Source organism: Mesorhizobium sp. M0491 (assembly GCF_040321265.1).
Lineage (GTDB): Bacteria > Pseudomonadota > Alphaproteobacteria > Rhizobiales > Rhizobiaceae > Mesorhizobium.
Genome location: NZ_JAMYRE010000009.1, coordinates 183,807 through 208,753 on the forward strand (window position 1 = coordinate 183,807; position 24,947 = coordinate 208,753).

23 protein-coding genes are annotated in these 24,947 nt (G+C 63.5%); 16 read left to right on the forward strand and 7 right to left on the reverse strand.

From position 1 onward, the window contains the following. Positions 1-6: 6 nt before the first annotated feature. Together NKI69_RS14160 and NKI69_RS14165 are read left to right on the forward strand one after the other, a co-directional pair. Positions 7-2,196, forward strand: a complete 2,190-nt coding sequence (locus tag NKI69_RS14160; protein WP_352721683.1) for an anthranilate synthase — start codon at positions 7-9, stop codon at positions 2,194-2,196. A 5-nt stretch (positions 2,197-2,201) separates the two neighbouring features. Continuing rightward, positions 2,202-3,149: a cation diffusion facilitator family transporter gene (locus tag NKI69_RS14165; protein WP_352721685.1), complete on the forward strand. Its 948-nt coding sequence runs from the start codon at positions 2,202-2,204 to the stop codon at positions 3,147-3,149. Positions 3,150-3,394: 245 nt separating this feature from the next. Here the strand turns inward: NKI69_RS14165 and NKI69_RS14170 are convergent, their stop codons facing one another. Beyond that, entirely contained in the window at positions 3,395-4,498 is a 1,104-nt protein-coding gene (locus NKI69_RS14170; RefSeq protein WP_352721687.1) for a hypothetical protein, read from the reverse strand. A gap of 102 nt (positions 4,499-4,600) precedes the next feature. Between NKI69_RS14170 and NKI69_RS14175 the strand changes: the two genes are divergently transcribed. The 5 genes from NKI69_RS14175 (at position 4,601) to NKI69_RS14195 (ending at position 7,807) form a co-directional block, all read left to right on the forward strand. Next, positions 4,601-5,038 carry a DsrE family protein gene (locus tag NKI69_RS14175; RefSeq protein ID WP_352721689.1) on the forward strand — a complete coding sequence of 146 codons (438 nt, stop codon included), beginning with the start codon at positions 4,601-4,603 and terminating at the stop codon, positions 5,036-5,038. 150 nt (positions 5,039-5,188) lie between these two features. Continuing rightward, positions 5,189-5,968: an SDR family NAD(P)-dependent oxidoreductase gene (locus NKI69_RS14180; RefSeq protein ID WP_023809885.1), complete on the forward strand. Its 780-nt coding sequence runs from the start codon at positions 5,189-5,191 to the stop codon at positions 5,966-5,968. A 62-nt stretch (positions 5,969-6,030) separates the two neighbouring features. Further along, on the forward strand, positions 6,031-6,339 hold the full coding sequence (locus tag NKI69_RS14185; protein WP_127290228.1) for a putative quinol monooxygenase: 309 nt from the start codon (positions 6,031-6,033) through the stop codon (positions 6,337-6,339). Positions 6,340-6,367: 28 nt separating this feature from the next. Then, entirely contained in the window at positions 6,368-6,613 is a 246-nt protein-coding gene (locus NKI69_RS14190; RefSeq protein ID WP_023809887.1) for a type II toxin-antitoxin system Phd/YefM family antitoxin, read from the forward strand. Positions 6,614-6,703: 90 nt separating this feature from the next. Beyond that, positions 6,704-7,807 (forward strand): AbrB family transcriptional regulator, encoded by a 1,104-nt coding sequence (locus NKI69_RS14195; protein WP_352721691.1) that lies wholly within the window; start codon positions 6,704-6,706, stop codon positions 7,805-7,807. A 36-nt stretch (positions 7,808-7,843) separates the two neighbouring features. Here NKI69_RS14195 and NKI69_RS14200 read toward each other — a convergent pair whose 3' ends face one another. Together NKI69_RS14200 and NKI69_RS14205 are read right to left on the reverse strand one after the other, a co-directional pair. Next, complete coding sequence (locus NKI69_RS14200; protein ID WP_023809889.1) at positions 7,844-8,923, reverse strand: siderophore-interacting protein; 1,080 nt, start codon at positions 8,921-8,923, stop codon at positions 7,844-7,846. A 122-nt stretch (positions 8,924-9,045) separates the two neighbouring features. Further along, positions 9,046-9,930 (reverse strand): LysR family transcriptional regulator, encoded by an 885-nt coding sequence (locus NKI69_RS14205; RefSeq protein WP_352721693.1) that lies wholly within the window; start codon positions 9,928-9,930, stop codon positions 9,046-9,048. Positions 9,931-10,077: 147 nt separating this feature from the next. On the opposite strand from NKI69_RS14205, the gene NKI69_RS14210 reads away from it, so the two are divergent. After that, the gene (locus tag NKI69_RS14210) at positions 10,078-11,613 is read left to right on the forward strand and encodes an MFS transporter (protein WP_023809890.1); all 1,536 of its coding nucleotides are present in this window, start codon (positions 10,078-10,080) and stop codon (positions 11,611-11,613) included. Positions 11,614-11,636: 23 nt separating this feature from the next. Here the strand turns inward: NKI69_RS14210 and NKI69_RS14215 are convergent, their stop codons facing one another. Further along, positions 11,637-12,413 (reverse strand): esterase family protein, encoded by a 777-nt coding sequence (locus NKI69_RS14215; RefSeq protein ID WP_023809891.1) that lies wholly within the window; start codon positions 12,411-12,413, stop codon positions 11,637-11,639. Positions 12,414-12,417: 4 nt separating this feature from the next. Then, on the reverse strand, positions 12,418-13,584 hold the full coding sequence (locus NKI69_RS14220) for an ATP-grasp domain-containing protein (protein WP_023809892.1): 1,167 nt from the start codon (positions 13,582-13,584) through the stop codon (positions 12,418-12,420). 712 nt (positions 13,585-14,296) lie between these two features. On the opposite strand from NKI69_RS14220, the gene leuA reads away from it, so the two are divergent. The 4 genes from leuA to NKI69_RS14240 all read left to right on the forward strand — a co-directional run bounded on the left by leuA (position 14,297) and on the right by NKI69_RS14240 (position 19,666). Further along, on the forward strand, positions 14,297-15,973 hold the full coding sequence (gene leuA, locus NKI69_RS14225; RefSeq protein ID WP_023809894.1) for a 2-isopropylmalate synthase: 1,677 nt from the start codon (positions 14,297-14,299) through the stop codon (positions 15,971-15,973). Between the two features lie 184 nt (positions 15,974-16,157). Beyond that, positions 16,158-17,933 carry a tetratricopeptide repeat protein gene (locus tag NKI69_RS14230; protein WP_023809895.1) on the forward strand — a complete coding sequence of 592 codons (1,776 nt, stop codon included), beginning with the start codon at positions 16,158-16,160 and terminating at the stop codon, positions 17,931-17,933. A 198-nt stretch (positions 17,934-18,131) separates the two neighbouring features. Next, complete coding sequence (locus NKI69_RS14235; RefSeq protein ID WP_023809896.1) at positions 18,132-18,935, forward strand: alpha/beta fold hydrolase; 804 nt, start codon at positions 18,132-18,134, stop codon at positions 18,933-18,935. 113 nt (positions 18,936-19,048) lie between these two features. Beyond that, on the forward strand, positions 19,049-19,666 hold the full coding sequence (locus NKI69_RS14240; protein ID WP_023809897.1) for a hypothetical protein: 618 nt from the start codon (positions 19,049-19,051) through the stop codon (positions 19,664-19,666). Here NKI69_RS14240 and NKI69_RS14245 read toward each other — a convergent pair. Further along, complete coding sequence (locus NKI69_RS14245) at positions 19,650-20,579, reverse strand: metallophosphoesterase family protein (protein ID WP_023809898.1); 930 nt, start codon at positions 20,577-20,579, stop codon at positions 19,650-19,652. The two genes, NKI69_RS14240 and NKI69_RS14245, sit on opposite strands and share 17 nt — an antisense overlap. Positions 20,580-20,632: 53 nt before the next feature. Here NKI69_RS14245 and NKI69_RS14250 point away from each other — a divergent pair, with 53 nt between their 5' ends. Further along, entirely contained in the window at positions 20,633-21,127 is a 495-nt protein-coding gene (locus NKI69_RS14250) for an NUDIX domain-containing protein (RefSeq protein ID WP_023809899.1), read from the forward strand. 1 nt (position 21,128) lies between these two features. Here NKI69_RS14250 and NKI69_RS14255 read toward each other — a convergent pair whose 3' ends face one another. Continuing rightward, positions 21,129-22,121 (reverse strand): glutathione S-transferase family protein, encoded by a 993-nt coding sequence (locus NKI69_RS14255; protein ID WP_023809900.1) that lies wholly within the window; start codon positions 22,119-22,121, stop codon positions 21,129-21,131. 275 nt (positions 22,122-22,396) lie between these two features. Here NKI69_RS14255 and NKI69_RS14260 point away from each other — a divergent pair, with 275 nt between their 5' ends. The 3 genes from NKI69_RS14260 to NKI69_RS14270 all read left to right on the forward strand — a co-directional run bounded on the left by NKI69_RS14260 (position 22,397) and on the right by NKI69_RS14270 (position 24,938). Continuing rightward, positions 22,397-22,933 carry a GNAT family N-acetyltransferase gene (locus NKI69_RS14260; RefSeq protein ID WP_023809901.1) on the forward strand — a complete coding sequence of 179 codons (537 nt, stop codon included), beginning with the start codon at positions 22,397-22,399 and terminating at the stop codon, positions 22,931-22,933. Between the two features lie 61 nt (positions 22,934-22,994). Further along, on the forward strand, positions 22,995-23,756 hold the full coding sequence (locus NKI69_RS14265; RefSeq protein ID WP_352721698.1) for a 3-hydroxyacyl-CoA dehydrogenase: 762 nt from the start codon (positions 22,995-22,997) through the stop codon (positions 23,754-23,756). A gap of 6 nt (positions 23,757-23,762) precedes the next feature. Beyond that, entirely contained in the window at positions 23,763-24,938 is a 1,176-nt protein-coding gene (locus tag NKI69_RS14270) for a CaiB/BaiF CoA transferase family protein (protein WP_023809903.1), read from the forward strand. Positions 24,939-24,947 lie beyond the last annotated feature (9 nt).

Here is a 24,947-nt window from a genome sequence, read left to right on the forward strand (position 1 = left end):
ACGGCAATGACGATGAAGGTTCTGGAAAACGGCGCGGAAAGTTTCGTGACCGCGGGTGGCATAACCATCACGCGCGCGCGCCACGACCGGCCCTATGCAGGTGCGATTGACGCCTATGTCGACGGCCTGAATTCGCGCCGCGGTGCGGTGTTTTCCTCCAATTATGAATATCCCGGCCGCTACACGCGCTGGGACACCGCCATCATCGATCCGCCGCTGGTCGTCTCGGCGCGCGGCCGTGCCATGCGCATCGAGGCGCTGAACCGCCGTGGCGAGGCGCTGCTGCCGGTCATCGGCAAGGCGCTCGCCAGCCAGGCGGATGTCACCATCGCCGAGACGTCGAAGACACTCATCCGCCTCGATGTCGCCAAGCCCGGCCGTGTCTTCACCGAGGAGGAGCGCAGCCGCGTCCCTTCAGTCTTCACCGTACTGCGCGCCATCACCGCTCTGTTCAAGACCGAGGAAGACGCCAATCTTGGTCTCTACGGCGCCTTCGGCTACGACCTCGCCTTCCAGTTCGATCCGGTCGAACACACTCTCGAGCGCAAAGAGAGTCAGCGCGACCTGGTGCTTTTCCTGCCCGACGAGATTCTGGTCGTCGACCATTATTCGGCCAAGGCCTGGACCGACCGCTACGACTATGCCGGCGACGGGTTTTCGACGGAGGGGCTGGCGCGCGACGAAACCGCCGAGCCGTTCAAGAGCCCCGACCGCATCCCGCCGCGCGGCGACCACGAACCCGGCGAATACGCCGATCTGGTGCGCAAGGCGATGGATTCGTTCAAGCGCGGCGACCTGTTCGAGGTCGTGCCCGGCCAGATGTTCTACGAGCGCTGCGAAACGCAGCCATCCGAGATTTCGCGCAAGCTGAAGGCAATCAACCCCTCGCCCTATTCCTTCTTCATTAATCTGGGCGAAGGCGAATACCTGATCGGCGCCTCGCCCGAAATGTTCGTTCGCGTCAACGGCCGCCGCGTCGAGACCTGCCCGATCTCGGGCACCATCAAGCGCGGCGACGATGCCATTTCGGACTCCGAGCAGATCCTGAAACTGCTCAACTCGAAGAAGGACGAATCCGAGCTGACCATGTGCTCGGACGTCGACCGCAACGACAAATCGCGGGTCTGCGAGCCGGGTTCGGTGCGCGTCATCGGCCGCCGGCAGATCGAAATGTATTCGCGTCTGATCCACACGGTCGACCACATCGAAGGCCGGCTGCGCGAAGGCATGGATGCTTTCGACGCCTTCCTGTCGCACGCCTGGGCGGTCACCGTGACCGGCGCGCCGAAATTGTGGGCCATGCGCTTCATCGAGCAGAACGAGAAAAGCCCGCGCGCCTGGTATGGCGGCGCGATCGGCATGGTCAATTTCAACGGCGACATGAACACCGGCCTCACCCTGCGCACCATCCGTATCAAGGACGGCATTGCCGAAGTGCGCGCCGGCGCCACATTGCTGTTCGACAGCATTCCCGAGGAAGAAGAAGCCGAAACCGAACTGAAGGCATCCGCCATGCTCTCCGCCATTCGCGACGCCAAGACAGGCAATTCCGCCAGCACCGAGCGAACCACCGCGCGCGTCGGCGACGGCGTCAACATCCTGCTGGTCGACCACGAGGATAGTTTCGTCCACACGCTGGCCAATTATTTCCGCCAGACCGGCGCCAACGTCTCGACGGTTCGCTCGCCGGTGCCGGAGGAAGTCTTCGACCGGCTGAAACCCGATCTCGTCGTGCTGTCGCCCGGCCCCGGCACGCCGAAGGACTTCGATTGCGCCGCAACCATCAAGAAGGCGCGCGCCCGCGAACTGCCGATCTTCGGCGTCTGCCTTGGCCTGCAGGCATTGGCGGAGGCCTATGGCGGCGAACTGCGGCAGCTACACATACCGATGCACGGCAAGCCGTCGCGCATCCGGGTCTCCAAGCCCGGCATCATCTTCTCGGGCCTGCCCAAGGAAGTGACCGTCGGCCGCTACCACTCGATCTTTGCCGATCCGGTGCGCCTGCCCGACGATTTCATCGTCACGGCCGAGACCGAGGACGGCATCATCATGGCCTTCGAACACCGCAAGGAGCCGATCGCCGCGGTACAGTTTCACCCGGAATCGATCATGACGCTCGGCCACAATGCCGGCATGCGCATCATCGAGAACATCGTCGCCCACCTGCCGCGCAAGGCCAAGGAAAAGGCCGCCTGACGATCATGGCCGAAGCCGAGAACACGATGGCGATCGCGGCCAAGGCGGCCGCGAAGCGCAAAGTCGCCAACCTCGCCTTCTGGTCGATCGTCGTCGCCTTTGTCGTGCTCGCGCTGAAGGCCGCCGCCTGGTACGTCACCGGCTCTGTCGCGCTCTATTCGGACGCCTTGGAATCGATCGTCAACGTCATTGCCTCGGTTGCAGCCTTCTGGGCGATCCAGGTCAGCCACAAGCCGGCCGACCAGGACCACCCTTTCGGCCATCACAAGGCCGAGTATTTCTCGGCGGTGCTGGAAGGCGTGCTGATCGTGCTCGCCGCCCTTTTGATCCTCAACGAGGTCTGGCGCCACTGGCAGACCCCGGCACCGCTCCAACAGCCCTGGGAAGGTCTTGCCGTCAACGGCGTCGCTACAGTCATCAACGCCTTCTGGGCCTGGACGCTGATCCGCGCCGGCAGGGCTGAGAAATCACCGGCGCTGGTTGCCGACGGCAACCACATCATGACCGACGTGGTGACCTCGATCGGCGTCTTCGGCGGCCTGGTCGGGGCGATCCTGACCGGCTGGCAGATCCTCGACCCGGCGCTTGCTGTCCTCGTGGCCTTGAACATCCTGTGGCAGGGCTGGCATGTCATAGGCTCGTCGATGAACGGCCTGATGGACCGCGCAGTCGATACGCAGGAGCACATGCGCATCCGTGACGTCATCTCGGCCAATTGCAAGGGCGCGCTGGAGGTGCACGACCTCAAGACGCGCATCGCCGGCCGCGCCACCTTCATCGAGTTTCATCTGGTCGTGGATGCCGACATGTCGGTCGGCGCCAGCCATGTCATCTGCGACCGGATAGAGGACGCGCTGAAGGCCGAAATCCCCTCGGTGCGCGTCACCATCCATGTCGAGCCCGACGACGAGGCCAAGCTCCCCAAGGGCACGACGGCCGTGCCGTTTGCGTGAGGCGGTCTCCCGTCACGACCTTGGAAAATTAGCCGAAGTCTCTCGACTTCGTCATCCACGGGCGGAGCAGGAGCGAAGCTCCGTCGCGGAGACCCGAGGATCCATGCCGCGACCTTGGCCTCAGAGTGCAGCGGAACAGAATTCTGCACCGCAGCAGCGCTCGGATGTCACGGCATGGATCCTATGGTCTGCGCCGCGTCGCTTCGCTCCTTGCTCCGCCATAGGATGACGAAAACGCTGGGTGCTCACGGCGAGCAGGCCGATTGCGGCATCGGCTGCAGCCGATAGACCTTGTCGTCGGATTTCGTCTTGCCGTCGACGGCCTTCGAACACAGGTCGACGATCGCGAGTGCACTGTTGGGATTTGCCAGCATCATTGTGCCATCGGCGCCACGCTTGAGGAAAATCTCCTTCTGCGCGATGTCGCAGGAGAAATCGCTCATCTTCGAACTGGCCGCGCAGCGCCACTGGTCGGCTTCGCCCTGGCAGGAATAAGTCTGCGTCACCTCAGCCGATTTCTGCTGTGTGGTGACGGTAACGGCAATGTCGGCGCCGTCTGGCCAGTTGGCGGCGTCGCCCCCTGAAGCAAACGACGCCAGTTCGACCCGGCCGCGGAAAACCCGGATCGACTTGGTGAGCTGATCGGGGTGCGAGCCGAGATGCGCTGCATCGTAGTCGCGCCCATAGCAGAATGCCTGGTCCGGCTTCAGCCGCTCGCGCAGTGGAGCCCCGAGCGCAGGGGCGATCGGATCGATGCGCGCGAACTCGGCCTTGCAGGTCGCCGCCGGCATCGGGTCGAGGCGGAAATTGTCGTCCTCCGAGCCGAGCGCCTGCCTGTCATACTCCGCTGCGCCAAGCTCCTCTTCCGATCCGGCATCGAGATAGATGTCGGGCTGCAGATCCGAGAGAAGCAGCCGGCCCTTGTCGTCGACCTTCAGCGATGCAAGCGTCCGGTCGCACTCCATACCGCAATGGATGGGGCCTGTCTTGCCGTCCTCCGACACATGATTGCACCAGCCGCCGGCCCATTCCGGCGCCTTGGCGCCGCGCACGGAGGTGGCGATGAAGGCATTGTAAGAAGTGTCGGAATTCACGGTCGGCTCTTCATTCGGCCGGCTGACTGGATCATGGCCGTAGTAGAAGAAGATCCGCGCCACCTTCTGCTTCGGGTGCGCCTTGAGATGCCCCGCATCATAGACGCGGCCGAAACAGACATCAGCGCCGTTCGGACTGAGTTCGGTGAGCTTCAGCGCATCGTCGGCGGAGGCCGGTCCGGCAAGCAAGCCAAGCAGCGCCGCGCCAAACCCGGCGCCGGCGACTGTCTTCCATTCCCCTGCCCTGAACGCCATGTGATCTCTCCTCCGCATCGACAGGACGCAACGTCAATTTATGCTAGTATTGCGGCCGCAGCCACGCAATTCGCGGCGGGCCGCCAAGCGAAGGAGGATGCCATGCGTCGGCGCGACATGTTCCGCGCGGTTCTTGCCGGAACCGGAACGCTTCTCGGTTTGCGGGCAGCACAGGCAGCCGCCACCGAGCCCACAAGGCAAAAAGTCGCCTACCACTTGAGCGACACCGACAAGGTCAATTTCGTGCTCGGCAACATCAAGAACCACTATGAGGGCACCGGCGGCAATGTCGACATCGTGCTGGTCGTGCATGGTCCGGCCTTGGCCAGCTTCAAGTCGAAGGGAACATCGGCCGCTATTTCCGGGCGCTTCGCCGGCCTGGTGCGGCAGGGGCTGGAATCCCATGCTTGCACCAACACCATGCAAGGCATGGATATTTCGCTCCCCGACCTGCTCGCCGGGTTTCATGCCGCCGACAAGGGCGGCGTCGTCAAACTCGCCGAACTGCAAGGCCAAGGTTACGCCTATCTGCACCCGTAGAGCGGTTTGTTTGATGCAAATTCCCCAAGGGAAAGCGCTACTCCTTTTCCTGGGAAGCCGTTTCACACGTTTCCTTGAATTGCTCCAAGGCTTGAACACCGGGGTGGCAAGGGCCTACGAAGGACAGGCAGACGTCCCGGAGGAAGAACCGTGCCAGCCACCACACTCAGCATACCCGATCTTGCCGGCAAGGCAGTGCTGGTCACCGGTGCGTCGACCGGCATCGGAGCGGCGCTCGCGCTGGCCTATGCAGCGCAGAAATGCAAGGTGGCGCTGCACTACAATTCGAGTCAAGACGCCGCCGAGAAGCTCGGCCTGACGATTGCCGACAAGGGCGGCGAGGTGTTTCTCGTTCAGGGCGATTTCTCCGTTGCCGCCGATGTCGAGCGCGTCGTCGAGGATAGCGCGCAATATTTCGGCCGCCTCGACGGGCTGGTCAACAATGCCGGCGGCATGCTTGGCCGCATTCCCTATGCCGAGCAGACCGAGGCGCATTACGACGCTGTGATGGACCTCAACGCCCGTTCGGTACTGACTGCTTCGCGCAAGGCGATCCCGTGGCTGAAGAAACAGGGCGGCTTCATCGTCAACACCTCCTCGATCGCCGCCCGCAATGGCGCCGGCGGCGGCGCCGGGCTTTACGGCTCGGCCAAGGCCTTCGTCTCCAATGTGACGCGCGGCATGGCCAAGGAACTGATCGGCTTCGGCATCCGCGTCAACGCGGTGGCGCCCGGCACCATTCTCACCCCGTTCCACGAGCGCTATTCGACCGACGAGCAGATCAAAGGCATGGTCGCCACCATTCCGCAGGGACGCGCCGGCACGGCGCAGGATTGCGTCGGCGCCTATCTGTTCCTCTCTTCCGATCTTCTCAGCGGCTACATCACCGGCCAGGTCATCGAGGTGAATGGCGGCCAGTTGATGCCTTGAGCGGCTATCGGCATACTGGCGGTCTGCACGCTCTTGTCGAAACCTCAAAGGGAGACAACGGAATGTATGGACTGATCGGCAAGATGCGGGCGGCGCGCGGCCAGCGTGACGCGGTCATCGACCTCCTGCGCGCCAGCACCGGCGCCCTGCCGGGTTGCCTGAACTACATCATCGCCCGCGACCCCGCGGATGCCGATGCGATCTGGGTCACCGAAGTGTGGACCGACGCCGAAAGCCACAAGGCCTCGCTGCAGCTTCCCGAAGTCCAGGCGGCGATCGCCAAGGCGCGGCCGTTCATCGCCGGCTTCGAATTCCAGGTCGAAACCCACCCTGTCGGCGGCTTCGGCCTGGCCGACGGCAAGACGGGGTGAGTTCGATGCCGACTTTGAGGAGCAACCTTTGACGCAGACAGTAAACATTCGCGATGCGAAAGCCCATCTGTCGCGCCTTGTGAGACGTGCAGCCCAAGGCGAGTCGTTTGTTATTGCCAAAGCCGGCAAGCCGTTGGCCAGAATCGTGCCGATCGAACAACCGGCTCTGCAGGCGCGACGGGTCGGTTTTATGGCCGGCCAGTTTTCCGTCCCCGACGATTTCGACCGCATGGGTCGCAATGAGATCGAGCAACGGTTCGACGCCGGCTTATGAAACCTGTTACTCGACACCTGGACGGGTGAAACAATAGTTTTCTATGAACCGCGGTTCGCATTTTTCGCCCTGCGGGTCTAAGAGCGAAACATGGATTCCTCGGCCGAGCAGCCCTCCCCGGACCTGCCCACACTCGAGCGCATGGCGCGGATGCGCAAGCTCTGGCAGTGGCTTGCCCTGCTGGTTGTTTCTCTCCTGTTTGCCGGCGCGCTGGAACTCGCCACCCTGCCGGCGGCGTTGCTGATCGGGCCGATGCTGGCGGCCATCGTCGCCGGCACCAATGGCGCCACGGTGCGTGTGCCGCGCCTTCTGTTCGGCGCCGCCCAGGCGATCGTCGGCTGCCTCGTCGCCAGCTCGATCTCGGCCGACATCTTTCCAGTCTTCTACCGGGAATGGCCGCTGTTTCTCGGTGTGGTGGTGGCCACCGTCACGGCCTCCAGCCTGCTCGGTTGGCTGATCAGCCGCTGGCGCATCCTGCCCGGCACCACCGCCGTCTGGGGTTCGTCGCCGGGCGCGGCCACCGCCATGGTGCTGATGGCCGGTGCGTTCGGCGCCGACCAGCGTCTCGTCGCCTTCATGCAATATCTGCGCGTCATCTTCGTCTCGATGACGGCAGCACTCGTTGCCAAGATGTGGGTCGACACATCGGGCGTCGAAATCCCCGCCATCACCTGGTTCCCGCCGATCGACGCCCAAGCCTTCGCCGCCACCATCGGCATCGCGTTTATCGGCGGCTTGGCGGGAAAGCTGTGCCGGCTGCCTTCTTCCTACTTCCTCGGCACCTTCATCTTCGGCGGCGTCATCCATCTCGGCCTGGGCGTTGAGATGCAATTGCCGCCCTGGCTGCTGGCATTCAGTTACGCTATGGTCGGCTGGTCGATCGGGTTGAATTTCACCAGGGCGATCCTGCGCCATGCAACGCGCGCGCTGCCGCAGATCATCGCCTCGATCGTGGCGCTGATCGCCTTTTGCGGCGGCCTTGCCTTCATGATCAGCCATCTCCTGGGCATCGATCCGCTGACCGCCTATCTGGCGACCAGCCCTGGCGGCATGGACAGCATCGCCATCATCGCCGCCGCAGCGCAGAACGTCGACATCTCCTTCGTCATGGCGCTGCAGTCGGCGCGCTTCCTGATCGTGCTGCTGGTCGGCCCGAGCGTCGCGCGGCTGGTGGCCAGAAGCGTCAGGCAATAGGCAAAACCGACGCCAGAGACGGTCATAAGCCGCGGATTATTCCTCGCCGCCCTCATCCTCGCTTTGCGCGTCGCGGCGCCAGTAGGCGGTGACCAGGTGCCGGTTGCGCGATAGGTTCCATTGCTTGCGCACGATCTTGCGGATCTCCCGGAAATCGCCGAATTCGCATCCGGCCCAGACATAAAGACCGTCGGCAAGCGCCATGTGGCTGCGCTCCCGCAAGGCGGCTGGCAACAGGCCGGCGGTGCCGGCCTCTCGGCCGTGCCGGTAGAGCCAGGTGATATCGACATTGTCCCCTTGCGCCAGCGCGATCCGGTCATCCGGGCCATCGACCTCGATCAGTGCCTCGGCGCGGGTTGACGCCGGCAAATGCTCCAAAATCCGGCCGATGGCTGGCAGTGCGGTGTCGTCGCCGAGCAGAAGCAAGGTCTGCGCCACCGGGGCGTCGCCGCCACCGGGTCCGATCATGCCGATCACGTCTCCTGCCTGTGCGCTTTGCGCGAAGGCGGCGGCGGGCGTCTCCTGGCCTGGATGCAACACGAAATCGACGTCGAGCCAACCGCTTGCGGCGTCCACCGCCCGGATCGTGTAGACCCGCACGGCAAGCGCATCGTCGCCAGAAGGCCAGACGATCAAGCCGTCAGCGCCCATCGTCGGCCAAACCAGCCGGCGGCCAGGCGGCGGCAGCAGCAGCCGCATGTGCAGGCCGCCATGGGTAAATCGGCCGAGATCCTTGCCGGCGAAGCGCAGGCGCTGCATGTGCGCCGATATCCGCGTTGACGACATCACCGCGATCTCGCGGAAGAAGACCGGCGTACCGGCGTCGCTGCCGTCACCTTGCCAATGGATGCCCTTGGTCGTGCCGAGATGTTCGGCGACATGGCCGGCGACCGTCATCTTCATGTAGGACAGGCAGGTTTCGTCTGTCGCCGCGACCCGGATCAGCACGCTTTCATCATCAAGCGTAGCGCTCAACGAGCCGTAGTAGAGGCGGAGCTCCCACTGGTCGGCAACGCCAGTGTCAATCTCGAATTCGCTGTGCTCTGCGCGCAGCCGGTCCATCACCAACCTGATCGCCGCGTCGCTGATCCGGGTTTGCGCGTTCAGTTGGTCCATCGCTCAGTCCTTCGCAACAATTCGGCAAGCGCCGCAGCGCCACCGCCGTCAGCGACATGCCACAGCCGCTGCGGCGTTTCCACATAAACTTGATTATAAAATTCATATTTAGCGATGAACGCCTACCGCGCAGCAAGCCGCTCGGGAAGAAAGTCGACGAAGACGCGCACCTTCGGCGACAAATGGCGATTGGAGGGCCACAGCATCCGGAACTGGCCACGGCCGTCGACATGACCGTCGAGGACGGTACGCAGCCTGTCTTCGTGCAGCGCCTCGCGCACCAGGAAATCCGGCATGCAGGCGATGCCGAGCCCGGCGAGCGTGGCGCCTTTCAACGCCTCCATGTTGTTGCATGTCAGCATCGAGCGTATCTGCGGTTCGGCGCTTCCGGTAGTGAACGGCCACTCCAGCAGCCTGCCGCTGTTCAGGAAGCGGAAGTTTATGCCGAAATGCCTGGTGAGATCAGCCGGCACGCTGGGGGCGCCATGGCGGTCGAGGTAGGAGGGCGCCGCGCACAGCAGCATGCGAAAGGGCGCAACGGGTCTCGACACAAGGCGCGAATCCGGCAGTTCGCCACTACGGATCGCGACATCGATGCCCTCGTCGATGACGTCGACGATCCGGTCGTTGAAATCGATGTCGAGCTCAATCTCGGGATAGCGGGCCATGAACTCCGACAGCACCGGCAGCAGCAGATGATAGGTGACGATCGGGGTGGATATGCGCAGCCGCCCACGCGGTGTTTCCCGTGTCCGCGACAGCATCGCCTCGGCATCGCCGATGTCGTCGAGGATCCGGCGCACCCGCTCGTTGAACAGCTTGCCCTCTTCCGTCAGGCCAATCCGCCGCGTGCTGCGCTGCAGGAGCCGCACGCCGAGCTCCTGTTCGAGCCGCGCGACGCTCTTGCCGACGGCGGAAGCCGAGATGCCGAGCGCCCGCCCTGCAGCGACGAAACTGCCGAATTCGGCGGTGCGGGCGAAGGCCAGGAGCCCGTTGAGACGATCCATCGTGTCATTCCATTCGAGCGTTTCAGTCCGATATACCAGGAGATATAACACCATTTTTCCTGAAATGCCGACGACCTATCTTGTCGTCACGACCGGATCCGCAAACGCGCGGCCGACCGGCGAGTGCTGTTTCAGATAGGGAAATCCATGACTTCTAGGACCACAACCGGCTCTGCCGAGAGATGGCTCGTGCTCTTGTCCGTTTGCCTTGCCGCGATGACGATGCCCTTGACCTTCACCGGTCCGGCCGTCGCTCTGTCGCGCATCGCGGCCGATCTCGGCGGCAGTCCGATCGAGCTCAACTGGGTGACAAACGCCTTCATGCTGACCTTCGGCGCCACCCTGATGGCGTCGGGCGCTCTGGCCGACAACCATGGCCGCAAGCGCCTCTTCCTCGTCGGCCTCTCCCTCTATGTCCTGGCGTCGCTGGGCGCGATGCTGGCGCCGGACATCATCTGGTTCGACATTTTCCGGGCCGCGCAGGGGATCGGCAGTGCGGCCGCCTTCGCTGGCGGCGCCTCGGCACTCGCCCAGGAACTCGAAGGGCCATTGCGGCTGCGCGCCTTCAGCTTTCTCGGCACCAGTTTCGGCATCGGCCTCGCCTTCGGCCCGATCGCGTCGGGCCTGCTTATCTCTGCATTCGGCTGGCGGTCGATCTTTATTCTGGTTGCAGCACTCGCGATTGCCGCCGCCATGCTCGGCCTGCGCACCATCAGGGAATCGCGAGATCCGGATGCGACTGGCCTCGACTGGGCGGGAGCCGGCACCTTCACGATCGCGCTGGCGTCGCTGACCTATGGCGTGCTCCAGGCCCCGCAGCGCGGCTGGGCCGATCCCCTTGTCGTCACCCTTCTGGCCGCTTCTGTCATCTGTTTTGTCGCCTTCGTCTTTGTCGAGCGGCGCGCACAACGGCCGATGCTTGACCTCACGCTGTTTGCCTATCCCCGCTTCGTCGGCGTCCAGTTTCTGGCTGCGGCACCCGCTTACGCCTTCGTCGTCCTGCTCGTCCTGTTGCCGATCCGCTTCATCGGCATCGAGGGCATGAGCGAGATCAAGGCCGGGCAATTGATGATCTGCCTATCAGGCCCGCTGCTGATCCTGCCGATGCTCGCCGGACAGCTGGCGCGCTGGATCGCGCCGGCCACGATCTGCGGCGTCGGCCTGCTTGTCGCTGCCGCCGGGCTTGTCTGGCTGAGCCTGACACCACCGGTCGATAGTGCGCTGGTGGCGCCGCTGATGCTGATCGGCGTCGGCATCGCCCTGCCCTGGGGATTGATGGACGGGCTTGCCGTCAGTGTCGTGCCGAGAGAGCGCGCCGGCATGGCGGTCGGCATCTTCAACACCACCCGCGTCGCCTGCGAGGGTGTGGCGCTCGCGATCGTCATGGCGACCCTTTCCGGCTTTACCGCCGCGCAGGTCGCCGCCGAGGAAACGGCATCTTCGACGGAGGCGGCGGCGGCAGCCCAGCTGCTGGTGACCGGCAATCTCGGCGAAGCAGCACAACATCTGCCCCAAGCCGGAGCCGCTGTTCTGGTCCAGGCCTACGAGACGGCGTTCGACAGGCTGCTGATCGTGCTGGCGGCAATCACCGTCATGACCGCCGTCGTCGTCTTCCTTGGCCTGCGTCGCGGATCGGCTTCAGGTGAAAGTGTCGACGTCCAGGCAGTGCCGCAGGAAGGGTAGCAGTCAGCGGACGGCCCCCGCTATCAATCGAGCCTGTGCATCAGGTCCTCATCCAGCCAGCGGCCGAAGAAATAGACCAGTTGCTTGTGCCACCACGGCCAGTCGTGGCTGACATCGCCACCCCAATAATCGACCCAGGCGGGAATGGACTTGTCGCGCAGGATTTGTTCCAACCTGCGCGTCTCGACCAGCATCCGCTCTTCCCATGCGCCCTGCCCGCAGCAGAAGATCAGCCTGAGCGCCTTCAGCCGGGTCAGCAGTTTGGGATCGACGATGCCGGGCAGATAGTCCAGCGGCGAGTTGTAGAAAATGTCGCCCTCGAGCGCTTTGCCGAAGAAGTCGCGCGCCGAATAGACGCCCGACAGCGCGATGACGCCGCTGGCAAGTTCGGGAAAGCGGAAGACGAAGTTCGACGAGTGATAGCCGCCCATCGAACAGCCCGAGAACAGCGGCTTCAGCTTGCGGCCGCCATTGGCCTGCTCGGCTGCGGACAGGAACTCCGGCAGCGCCTCCTCGCGCACATAGCGGAAATAGGCTTCGTGGCGGGCGATGCGATGGGCCGCGTCGGCATGCTTGTCGAAGAAGGATTCCGAATCGACGCCGTCGACCGTGAACAGCTGGATGCGGCCGGTGTCGATGAATTCGGCCAGTGCGCCCACCCCGCCGGAATCCTCGAACTGGTAGAACCGGCCCTGCGAGGTCGGAAACACCACCACCGGCCGGCCGGCATGGCCGTAGCGCTTGTATTCCATGTCGCGGCCGAGCTGGCTCGAGAAATTCTTGTGATAGGAGATGTCCATCGCCTCACGCCTTTTCCGCGTGGATATAGGCGACTGCCTCGCGCAACGCTGCTTCGTCCTTCGAGCGCATCTGATAGGCGTAATTTCCCATGGCGCGGCTGAAAACCTCTTCGATGGCCTGATGGTGGACGATCTTGTCGCGGTGCGCGGCTAGCACGTCCTCATGGCTGTGCAAATAGTGGAGGCGTCGCTTGCGGCTGGCATAGGCGGTGAAGTATTTGCCCTCGTAAGGGCCGCCGGCGGCATCTCTGACCACCATATCGGCCCATGCCGCATAGACGTCGACGTCGAACGTATAGTTGATCGCATCGGTCATCCAGGCGCCGGGCGGACGCATGTTGACCTCCAGCGCGATGACCCGGTCGTCCTTGGTCTCGAACAGCTCAATGTGGAAGAAGCGTTCGCGCACGTCGAACGCCTTCAGTATCTTGCGGCCGGCCTCCTCGATCGCCGGTCTAACCTTGGGAAAGCAGGTGTAGCTCATGTGGCGGTCCTTGTTGACCACCTCCATGATGCTCTGGTCATAGCGATGGCTGGCCGCCAGCACCACCTCGCCGTCGCGGTTGACCAGCCCGTCATAAGTCACCACCAGTCCCTCGATGAACTGCTCCATGACGAAGGTCACGTCCTCGGGCTTGTCCCGGAAGAACTGGTCGAGTTCCTTGGCGTTGGAGATCTTGAAGGTGTTCGATGCGCCGGAACCGCTGTCGGGCTTGACCACCACCGGATAGCCGACGCGCCGGATGAAAGTCATGGCCCCGGCACGGTCGGAGCATTTGCGCTGCGCGATGGTGTCGACGCCACTCTTGCGGAAGAAGGCGCGCATGCGGCTCTTGCGCTTCAGATTCTTCACGAAATCGAGCTTGGTGCCGTAGATGTTGAAGTCGGAGCGGATGTTGGCTTCCAGCTCCAGCCAATGTTCATTGAGCGATTCGAAACGGTCGATGCGGCCCCATTTGTGGATGAAATGCCCCATCGCCCGGAACACCGGATCGTAGTCTTCCATGTCGGCGACACGGTAATATTCCGAAAGCGCCGCCTTCAGCTTGGCGTCGAGTGCGTCATAGGGTGCGTCGCCGATGCCGAGCACCCTGGCTCCGGCCTTCTTCAAACGGTCGCAGAAATCCGCGCCGTTGGCGGGAAAATGCGGGGAGAAGAACACGAAATTCATGGACAACCCCATCGCAACCCGTCGATGCCCAAGTCTGGCGCATTTGCAGCGCCTGGGGAAGGGCATGTGCGGTGGGGACAATATCCAGCAAAATCCGGCCAGCAAAGCCAAGGCACCGAACTCGGGTTCCCTCGCGGCCTTCGGCGCGTTGGCTGACGGAGCATCAAACGAAAAACCCGCCTGTGCGGCGGGTCACTGGCGCAGATCAGCACCATGGACGAATATGTACCGTAGCTGAGGTCACCCAGTCAAGAAAAAATTCCTATCGTGGAAAGCTGCCGGCACAAAGGCTGCCAACACTGCCGAACTCGCTGTCATCAGCATTACCCGCAATGCGGCCCCACTTGCCTCCCACAAGCCGCTCCTATATGAGATCAGCCATGAACACGCGCGCCACCAACGCTTCCCGTCCGACCGGTTTTTCCGGCGAGACCGTGCGCGCGCTGGCTTCGACCCTGCTTCTTCTCGGCCTTATCGGCGATCGCCGGGTTCGCTGAAGGAGCGCCCGGCGGTCGAACCGCCGCGCAAGCGCATGCTCCTTGGCAATCACATCAAGCGAACGAAATTCTGGTAAGGCGCCGCTCGCCATCAATCCACCTGAGGGTGGATCCATGAGCCGCCGGGAGAAAAGACGATGAACGCACGAGAAGAGATCCGTTCCGATGCCGCGGTAGCCGGCAAGGATGCGGAACGAAGCATCCAGAACAAGGGCATGTCCGACGCAGCCCGCAAATATCAGCCCTATCCGACCGTCGGCCTCACCGACCGCACATGGCCCTCGAAGGTCATCGACAAGGCGCCGATCTGGTGCTCGGTCGACCTGCGCGACGGCAACCAGGCGCTGATCGATCCGATGGGCCATGAGCGCAAGGCACGCATGTTCGGCCTGCTGCTCGACATGGGCTTCAAGGAGATCGAGATCGGCTTCCCGTCGGCCTCGCAGACCGATTTCGACTTTGCCCGCTGGTGCATCGAGGAAGGCAACGTGCCCGCCGATGTCTCGCTGCAGGTGCTGGTGCAGTGCCGGCCGGAGCTGATCACCCGCACCTTCGAGGCGCTGAAGGGCGCCACCAACCCGATCGTCCATTTCTACAATTCGACCAGCGAGCTGCAGCGTCGCGTCGTCTTCGAAAAGGACGTCGGCGGCATCAAGCGGATCGCCACCGACGCCGCCAAGATGATCACCGACATGGCGGCCAAGGCCGGCGGAGGCTTTCGCTTCGAGTATTCGCCGGAGAGCTTTACCGGCACCGAACTCGAAGTGGCGCTGGAGATCTGCAACGCCGTCACCGAGATCGTCAGGCCGACGGCGGACAACAAGCTGATCGTCAACCTGCCCTCGACGGTCGAGATGTCGACACCCAACATCTATGCCGACCGCATCGAGTGGATGTGCCGCAACCTCGACAACCGGGAGAACCTGCTGGTCTCGCTGCATCCGCACAATGACCGCGGCACCGGCATCGCCACCACCGAACTCGGCCTGATGGCCGGCGCCGACCGTGTCGAAGGCACGCTGTTCGGCAATGGCGAGCGCACCGGCAATGTCGACATCGTCACGCTGGCGCTGAACATGTACACGCAAGGTGTCGATCCGTTGATCGACTGCTCCGACATCAACCGGATGAAGGACGTCTACGAATATTCGAACCAGTTGAAGATCCCCGAGCGCCACCCCTATGTCGGCGAACTCGTCTACACCGCCTTTTCCGGTTCGCACCAGGATGCCATCAACAAGGGCATGAAGGCGCTGAAGAAGGCCAATACGAGCCTGTGGGAAGTGCCCTATCTGCCGATCGATCCGGCCGATGTCGGCCGCAGCTATGAAGCCATCATCCGCATCAACTCGCAGTCCGGCAAGGGTGGCATCGCTTATGTGCTGCAGGCCGATTACGGCCTCAACTTGCCGCGCAATCTGCAGATCGAATTTAGCCAGGAAATCCAGGCGATCACCGACGCCGAGGGCAAGGAAGTGCCGGCCAGGCGTATCTACGAGCGCTTTCTCGAGACCTATGTCGATCAGCCGGCCGCGCGGCTGAAATTCCTCGATCACCACACCTATCCCAGCACCGAAATCAAGGGCCGGCGCGTCGTCGAGGCGGTCATCCTGGACAATGGCAAGGAAGTGACGATCTCCGGCACAGGCACCGGTCCGATCGACGGCTTCGTCGATGCGCTGTCGCGCCATGTCGGCGTCGAGATGTCGGTGCTCGACTATTCCGAGCACTCGATGCAGCGCGGCTCGAACGCGTCAGCCATTTCGTATGTCGAGATGGAGTATCCCCAGGGCAAGCTGTTCGGCGCCGGCATCAACACCAACATCGTCGCCGCCTCACTGGAGGCGGTGATGTCTGCCGCGAACCGTATCGTCGGTAAAAAAGCCGGCTGACGCCCGACGGGAACAAAGATCGGAACCCTCCCAACCTGGTGAACGGTTCCGATCTTTCGGGCCATTAACCACCGCGGAATTATCCGGTGGGTACGTGATCGCATAACGGGGTGTATACTTGTGTGGTGGTGCGGGACCTATATGATCGCGCCTCAACCTGTGCCGACTTCGAGAGGATCGACACTTGCAGCATGCCACGCCTGCCGCCCCCGCAGTGCGCGAGACACTGGAGCGACTGCTTGCCAGCCAAACGTTCGGCCGATCCGAACGCGCGCGCAAGCTGCTGCGTTATCTTGTCGAACGTGAACAGGCCGGCGAAGCCGACAGGCTCAAGGGCTTTTCCATTGCCATGGATGTTTTCGGCAAGGACGGCGACTTCGATCCGTCCACCGATGCCGTGGTGCGTGTGCAGGCAGGCAGGCTGCGCGAGCTTCTGCAGCACTATTTTGCCAATGAGGGAATTGCCGAGCCGGTCCGCATCGCCATTCCGCGCGGGGGCTATGTTCCTGCCTATGAATTGAACGCGATCCGCCTGCCGGATATTGCCGAGGCTGTTCCCGAACTCAGGCTGGACGGCGTCGTATCCGCCGATCGGTCCAACGAAGCCGGCACGGGCATGCTGGACGCGATGTCTCTGGCTTCCGTACCGATTTCGCCTGCCCCCTCGGTGGCGCGCCATCTCCGCTTTTTCTGGATGGCGATCGCCTTGGTCATCGCCATGCTGGGCGTACTGATCCTTCGCCAGGGCAGCACTGCCTTGCTGGCAGGCGGCGACATCTCGGCAACGCCGGAGATCGCTGGCGCAAGCGCAAGCGTCACGGCATCGGCAAGGGCTGACGCCCTTCCGCAAGTCTATATCGGACTCAAGGCTGACGGCCCCGACGCCAGCCGTGTCGCCGCATCGCTGCGCGCCGGCCTGAGTGGCTTCGATACCATCGACTTCATCGGCCGCGACACCGTCGGCGATCCGGCTGACGACGCTGCGAGCTTCATATTCGACGTCCTGCCCGGACCGGACGCGGGCGACATCACGATCGAACTGCAAAGCATGGCGTCCGGACGGGTGCTTCTATCGCGCAATCTCACCCCCGCCGACAGCGCACCTGCCGCGGTCGAAGACCGTATCGCCGACATGCTGAGCTCGGCACTCCCCGCCTCCGGCACCATCTACAACTATATCGAGCAGACCGGCACGCCAAACGGCCTGACGCAATGTCTGCTGCTCAACGGCAAATATTATCTCGACCAGAACGCCAGGACCCATGAGGCAGCCTACCGTTGCCTCGAGAAGCTGGCCAATGGTGGAACCAAGTCCTCGCTCGTCTATTCGGAACTTGCTTCCCTGCATCTCGAGGCGGTGTCCGATCATTACGCCTATCCGCCCAATGCGACGATTGAGACAGCCGTCGAGTTTGCCCATCGCGGCGTGCAGATGGGTCCGACCAGCCCTTATGCGCATCGCTCCTACGGCTATGTCAGTTCGCGCCTCGGCAATACGGACGAAGCGATCCGCTGGATGCGCAAGGCCTATGAACTCAACCCCTACGACCTCGGCATGGCCGCCGCTTACGGCTACGGGCTGATCTTCGCCGGACGATACGCCGAGGGAACGCCGATCCTCGATCATGCGGCGGAGACCTTCAGCGGGCACCCGACATGGTGGGACTACGGGCTGTTCGTTGGTGAGTTCATGCTCGGCGACATGAACAAGGCGGTCGCGGCCAGCATGGCACTGAGAACGACGGCAACGAAATCACACTATCTGGCGGCGCGGCTGGTCGGCGCCAAGGCTGCCGGACAGGACCATCTGGTGAGCACGCTGCTGAAACAGCTGACCACCGAGTTCCCCAAATTTGCCGCCGATCCACGGGCGACTTTCGTCGAGCGGAAATATCCGGCCGACCTGACCGACCGGCTGGTCCAGGCACTCCGCGCTGCCGGGCTCGGCAGCCCAAGCTGACACCATCGACGTCCGCGCACTGGCTGCGCCGCGTCCCGATGGATTTCCTGCGCTCCGATCGCCGATTGCCGATTGGTGGCCAAGTTCTGTACACAACCGTACAAATCGCGAAAATTTTACTGGTCATCACGTTGGACTAGGAGCAATTCAGCCATCATTGGTGTCGCGCATTCTGCAATAACAAAAAAATCAGCTTTCATGACCGCATCACTTTTTGCCGCCGAAGAGGGTGTTGGCTCGAAGGCCATCGTCCTGCTGCACGGTTTCGGCGGCTGCCATGATGTATGGCGCGAGGTGATTTCCGCCCTGACGCCTTCCACGCATACGCTGGCCTATGATCTGCCTGGGTATGGGATGTCGCTCGATTTTCCCGCCGCCGGTCCGGCCAGGGTGGCGGCCAAGGCCGTGCTCGCCGATCTCTCTGAGCGTCGCCTGAAGCGCGTTCATCTCGTGGGCCACTCGATGGGCGGTGCCGTGGCGGCGCTGATGGCGCTGGCCGAGCCTGAAAAGATAGCCTCGCTGACGCTTCTGGCGCCGGGCGGCCTTGGCCCCGAAATCAATGGACCGCTATTGCGCCGCTATGCCGAAGCCTCGGATCGGTCCGAGATCCGCTCCTGCCTCGCCGTCATGTCGGGACCTTCAGCCCCGCCACTCGAACATATGGTGGACACCCTTTGGGAAATGCGCAGGCGACCCGGCCAACTCGAAAAGCTGGTCGAGATCGCAGCCGCCATGACCGTGGACGGTCGGCAAGGCGTCATCCCGCACGATCGCCTCGATGGACTGAACATGCCAGTGATGGTGGCATGGGGAACCAACGATGCGGTGCTGCCCTTTACCCAGGCGGATGACCTGCCGGCGCATTTTCACGTGCACCACGTGCTGGAGGCCGGCCATATGCTGGCTGAGGAAGCCCCCGGCCTTGTTGCCGAGATCATTCGCCGCAACACCAATCGTCGCGCCAGGCCACATCGCCAGAAATTCGCCGCAGCAGCCAGCTGACCTTTTTCGCACGACAACCTTCCTGGGCACCCCGGGGGCCGTCGATCTCGCCAGTGCATTTTGCCGGCGGCTGTGTTAACCCGGTGTTAACCAAACCCACGAGGCAGACGCCGATGAAGGAAGCAGGCGAGAAGACCATCGACCAGTCCAAGAAACTGTCCGATGCCATCCGTGATGTCAAAAATGCCTTCGCCGACCGCGACGACGTCGTCGTCGACATGCGCGAGGCGCATCGCATGCGCCTCGATCTGCTCGCCGCCGAACTGGCACCGGTTTTTGCCGATGTTCCGGCCGACATGGACAATTTCGACTTTGTCGTCTCGTCCGGCTTGCAGCCGCGCTTGTGGATCGACGCCATCAGTCATGTCGCCATGGGGCGCGACCGCCGGACCTATCGCTTCCTCAAGGACACCCGTATCGGCCGGGTGGTGCTTGCCGAATCCACCGAGATGAAGCCGGTTGCCCATTCCGTGACACGCTATGTCGCGGAGCGCATTGTCGAGCGTCAGAGGATGCTGGAAGGCGGCGTCGAACCGGCCGTCGCCGGCATGAAACGTGCCTATGTGCCGGAAGCCGAACCGCCGCTGCGCGCGACGGCGCGCGGCAAACGCTGGTCGGCCTTTCTGTCCGGGCTTGGCCTTGTGGCTGCCGGTGCCCTGGTCGGTCTTCTCGTGTCCATCGTCCTGTTCTGGGACCGCATCGTCGCCATGGTAGTCAGCTTGCGGCCATAGCGGCGCCAGTCACGGCACCGAGTTCCAGCGTCTGCAGATCGGATGGCGGCATGGACGGCCCGGTCAGGCCGCGCCGCGTCAGCCGGATCCGCCAGTTGCCCGTCTCGCCGTCAATGTCGAACAGATTGTACTGCGCCGCCGGGTTCTTGCCGCCCGGCGCCTGGCCGGCGGCGGCGACGCCGACCGCTGGAATCCTGACGCCGCGACCGCCGATGAAGAACAGCGACGGCAGATGTGAATGGCCGTGCAGGACAAGGTCGGCGCCGTGGCGGCGAATGATCTTGTTGAAGCGGGCAATGCCGAACAGCCGCTTGTGCTGCGGGACCGCGCCGCGCACCGGCGGATGATGGATCATGATGGCGCGGAACAGCCCCTGTCCGGCGGTATCCCCGAGGATTTTGCCGAGCCGCTTCGCTTGGCCTTCCATGAAGAAACCATTGGCCATGAAGGGTGCCGTGGCGCGCGCTGTCGAGACACCGATCAGCGCGACGTTGCCGCGCACGCGCAGATAGGGAAATGCGTTACGATCGACCGGCGTGTTGACGCCGTCGCCGCTCATCCACGCCGCCCAGGATCGGCAGACCTTGTCGAAGGCGCCTGGCACATAGGCGTCGTGGTTGCCCGGAACGACCGAAACATCATGCGCCGGCCCCAGCGTCTCCAACCAGTGCCTGGCCATCTCGATCTCGCCGTCGAGCGCCAGATTGACCAGGTCGCCGGTGACGGCGAGGTGGTCAGGCGTGTTCGCCTTGATGTCGGCGACGATCGTGTCAATCACCGCATCATGCATATGGCGGCGGCGGTTGCGCTGCCAGTTGACATAGCCGAGCACGCGCTTGGAGGCGAGATCGCGATAGGATACATCGGGGAGCGGCCCCAGATGGACATCGGAAATATGCGCGAGCCTGAACATACAACCTTCATAGGCGACCCGCGCGCGGCTTTCCACCCACGGTTTCGCTATCAATGACGAGCCCTGAAGATGCCTTCCGCCAGACCGGCTGGCCAGGTTTGAGGGCCAGGCTGTTCCATCTCTATTTCGTGCTGCGGAGGCCGATGACGCTTGGCGTGCGCGGCTTGATCCACGACAGGGCGTCCAGGTCCGTCTTCCTTATTCGCCATACCTATGTACCGGGCTGGCAGCTTCCCGGCGGCGGCGTCGAAGTCGGCGAGACGATGAACGAGGCACTGGCCCGTGAACTGGCCGAGGAAGGCAACATCGCTCTCACCGCCCCGCCGGTGCTCAAATCGATGCATTTCAACCGCCGCTCCAGCCGCCGCGACCATGTCGGCTTTTATTTGCTCGAGCATTTCAGCCAGACGGCGCCGAAGCTGCCGGACCACGAAATCGCCGAAGCCGGCTTCTTCCCGCTCGACGGCTTGCCGCAGGGCACGACGCCGGCGACGCTGCGCCGGATCGCCGAGGTTTTTGACGGCGAGCAGCCCTCGCCCTACTGGTAGATCAGGCTGCCGCTTTCTCGAAGCGCGCCCGGTCATGCCGTGCGGCATAATCCAGATCCGGTCCGACAGGCACGATCCGCGTCGGATTGATTGTCTGGTGGCTGCCGTAATAATGCGCCTTGATATGATGCAGATTCACCGTCCCGGCCACATCAGGCACCTGATAGAGATCGCGCAGATAGTTGGACAGGTTCGGGTAGTCGGCGATACGGCGCAGATTGCATTTGAAATGGCCGACATAGACCGGATCGAAGCGCACCAGCGTGGTGAACAGCCGCCAGTCGGCTTCGGTGATACGATCGCCGACGAGATAGCGCTGCTTCGACAGCCGCTCCTCCAGCGTATCCAGCGCTGTGAACAATTCACCGAACGCCTCTTCATAGGCACGTTGCGTGGTGGCGAAGCCGGCGCGATAGACGCCGTTGTTGACCGCGGGATAGACCAGCGCATTGATCCGATCGATCTCGCCGCGCAACGCCTTCGGATAGAAATCGAGGCTGGCGTCGCCCCATTCGTCGAAGGCTGAATTCAGCATGCGGATGATTTCGGAAGACTCATTGGAGACGATGGTCTGCTCCTTTTTGTCCCACAGCACCGGCACCGTCACCCGGCCCGAATAGGCGGGATCGGCCTTGGCATAGATCTGGTGCAGGAAGTCGAGGCCGTAAAGCGTGTCGCCCGTGGCGCCGTCCTCAGCCACGAACGTCCAGCCGTTGGCGCCCATGAAATGATGCACCACCGACACCGATATGACGCCTTCCAGCTTCTTCAGCGCGCGAAAGATCAACGTCCGGTGGGCCCACGGACAGGCAAGCGAGACATAGAGGTGATAGCGGCCGGGCTCGGCCTTGAAACCGCGCGTCCGGCCTTCAGCCGGCTTGCCGTCAACAGTGATCCAGTCGCGCCATTGCGACTGCGTCCGCACGAAGCTGCCACCATTGTCCGCCGTATCATACCAGCGATCCTGCCATCTTCCTTCAACCAGCAATCCCATGCAAATCTCCTTGCGTCCTGTTGGTTGATGTAGGCACAAGGCTGCCCTGTCGAAGACGTCAGGTGCTGAACAGACCGTCACTTGGCAGAAATGACGGACAAAAACGGCCGATTGCAGCGGCGGGAAATTGATGCTAGCGCACAATCCGCATGTTCGACTTTGCTTTGATCCGGTTTGACCGACGACGAAAGGGCGCCCGCGCTTGATGAAGCGCTGACTGGCGAATGCTGCCGTTTGCAGCAAACCTCTCCTCCTTGTATCGGACCGCAACGACCATGAGCCTTGCCGACGTGAAATACCTGCCGGAAACCCCGGCGCACGACCCCGAGATCGAAGCCATCAACGACGAAGCCTTCGGGCCCGGCCGCTTTGTGCTGGCCGCTTACAAGATCCGTGAAGCCGGAGGGCACGAGCGCTCGCTGTCCTTTGTCGCCGTCGACGGCGACCTTGTCGTCGCCTCGGTGCGCATGACCCGCATCGCCGCCGGCGCCGGCCGCGCATTGATGCTCGGGCCGCTCGCGGTGCGGCCGGCCTTCAAGAATCTCGGCATCGGCCGCCGGCTGGTGGCGATCGCGCTGGAGGCCGCCGCCCGGGCCGGCGCACCTGCCGTAATGCTGGTCGGTGACGAGCCCTATTACGGGCCGCTCGGTTTCAAGCGGATTCCGCGCGGCCAGATTTCGATGCCGCGCCCCGTCGATCTCGACCGGCTGCTGTCGCACGAGATCGCGCCGGGCGCGGTAGCCAGGCTCTTGGGCGAGGTCGGCCACGCCGATCAGGCCAGGGTGGCCGATCCTACCGCGGCGATGGCTTGACCTTTCCCTTCGATCTGGCGCCTGATCCATCCCACTGTTCCCGAGATCAAAGGATGACGCCATGAACCCGAACGGCCAGATCGCGATCGTCACCGGCGGCGGCTCCGGCCTTGGCGAGGCAACGGCGCGCGCGCTGGCGGCCAAGGGCGCCCGCGTCGCCATCTTCGATGTCGGTATCGATCGCGCGGCCAAGGTCGCGGCCGAGATCGGCGGTATAGCCGTCCAGTGCGACGTCAGCAGCGCCGACAGCGGGACCGCTGCCCTCGCCGACGTTACGGCCAAGCTTGGCCAGCCACGGATCCTGGTCAACTGCGCCGGCATCGCCATCGGCGTGAAGACGATCGGCAAGGATGGTCCCCACCCCCTTGATCAGTATCGCAAGGTGATCGAGGTCAATCTGATCGGCACGTTCAACATGATCCGCCTCGTTGCCGAGCGCGCGTCGAAGCTCGAGCCGCTGCAGTGCGGCGAGCGCGGCGTCATCGTCAACACCGCTTCGGTTGCCGCTTATGATGGCCAGATCGGTCAGGCCGCCTATGCGGCTTCCAAGGGCGGCGTCGTCGGCATGACGCTGCCGGCGGCGCGCGATCTTGCCCGTTCCGGCATCCGCGTCTGCACCATCGCGCCCGGCATCTTCAAGACGCCGATGATGGCCGGCATGCCGCAAGAGGTGCAGGATTCGCTGGGCGCCGCCGTGCCTTTCCCGTCGCGCCTGGGCGAACCGTCCGAATACGCCGCGCTCGCCCTGCACATCGTCGAGAACCAGATGCTGAACGGCGAGACCATTCGTCTCGACGGCGCCATTCGCATGGCGCCGAAATAGAAGGTCATGAGCGCCGGCCTGTCCGCTGCCGCTAAAACCGGGCCGCTGGCCGGGCTGAAGGTGATCGAGATGGCCGGGCTCGGCCCGGTGCCGCTGGCCGGCCTGATGCTGTCGGAGATGGGCGCGCAAGTGTTGCGCATCGAACGGGCGGGGACGAGCCAGTTCCTGTCGCTGCCGGATGAGTACAACATCGACCGCCATGGCCGCGCCGTCCTGCGCCTCGACCTGAAGCGCCGTGAAGGCACCGATCTGTTGCTGCGCCTTGCCGAAAAGGCGGACATGTTGCTCGAAAGCTTTCGCCCGGGCGTCATGGAGCGGCTCGGCCTCGGCCCGGAAGCGGTGCTGGCGCGTAACCCCGCGCTGATCTACGGCCGTATGACCGGCTTCGGCCAGGACGGCCCGCTCGCCGGCCGCGCCGGCCACGACATCACCTACCTCGCCTATAGCGGCGTGCTGCACGCCATCGGCCATGCCGACGGCCGTCCGGTCCCGCCGCTCAACCTTGTCGCCGACTATGGCGGTGGCGCCATGATGCTGATGGCCGGCGTGCTGGCCGCCCTATTCCAACGTTCGCGCACCGGCAAGGGTGAAGTCATCGACGCCGCGATGGTCGACGGTGCCTCGATGCTGGCGGTGCCCCTGCACGCCTTGATGGCGGCCGGCTTGTGGAGCGACAAGCGCGGCGCGAACCTGCTCGATTCCGGCGCCCCGTTCTACGATACCTATGAGACGTCGGACGGACGCCATATCGCCATCGGCTGTCTCGAGCCGCAATTCTTCGCCGAATTCGCCAGGCTGCTGCCGCTCGACGAGCGCTTTGCGTCCGGCCAGTACGACAAGGCCCTGTGGCCGCCGATGCGCGCCGCCATTGCCGATCGGATCCGGCAGAAACCACGCGACGACTGGGACCTTCTGTTCACGCAAACCGATGCCTGCGTTGCACCCGTCCTGTCGCTGCAAGAGGCGAAGCACCACCCGCACAATCGGGCACGCAACGCCTCTGTGACGACAGGTGCATTTGAGCGCCCGGCCCCCGCGCCGCGTTTCTCGAGCTCGCAACCGACATTGGCCCCTATGCCAGGCAATGAGGATGTGTCGCCATCGGAAATTCTGGCACGTTTCGGCTTTGCGAAAGCCGAGATCGACGACCTTGTCAAATCCAGCTTGCTGACCGATAACTAGAGAAGAAAG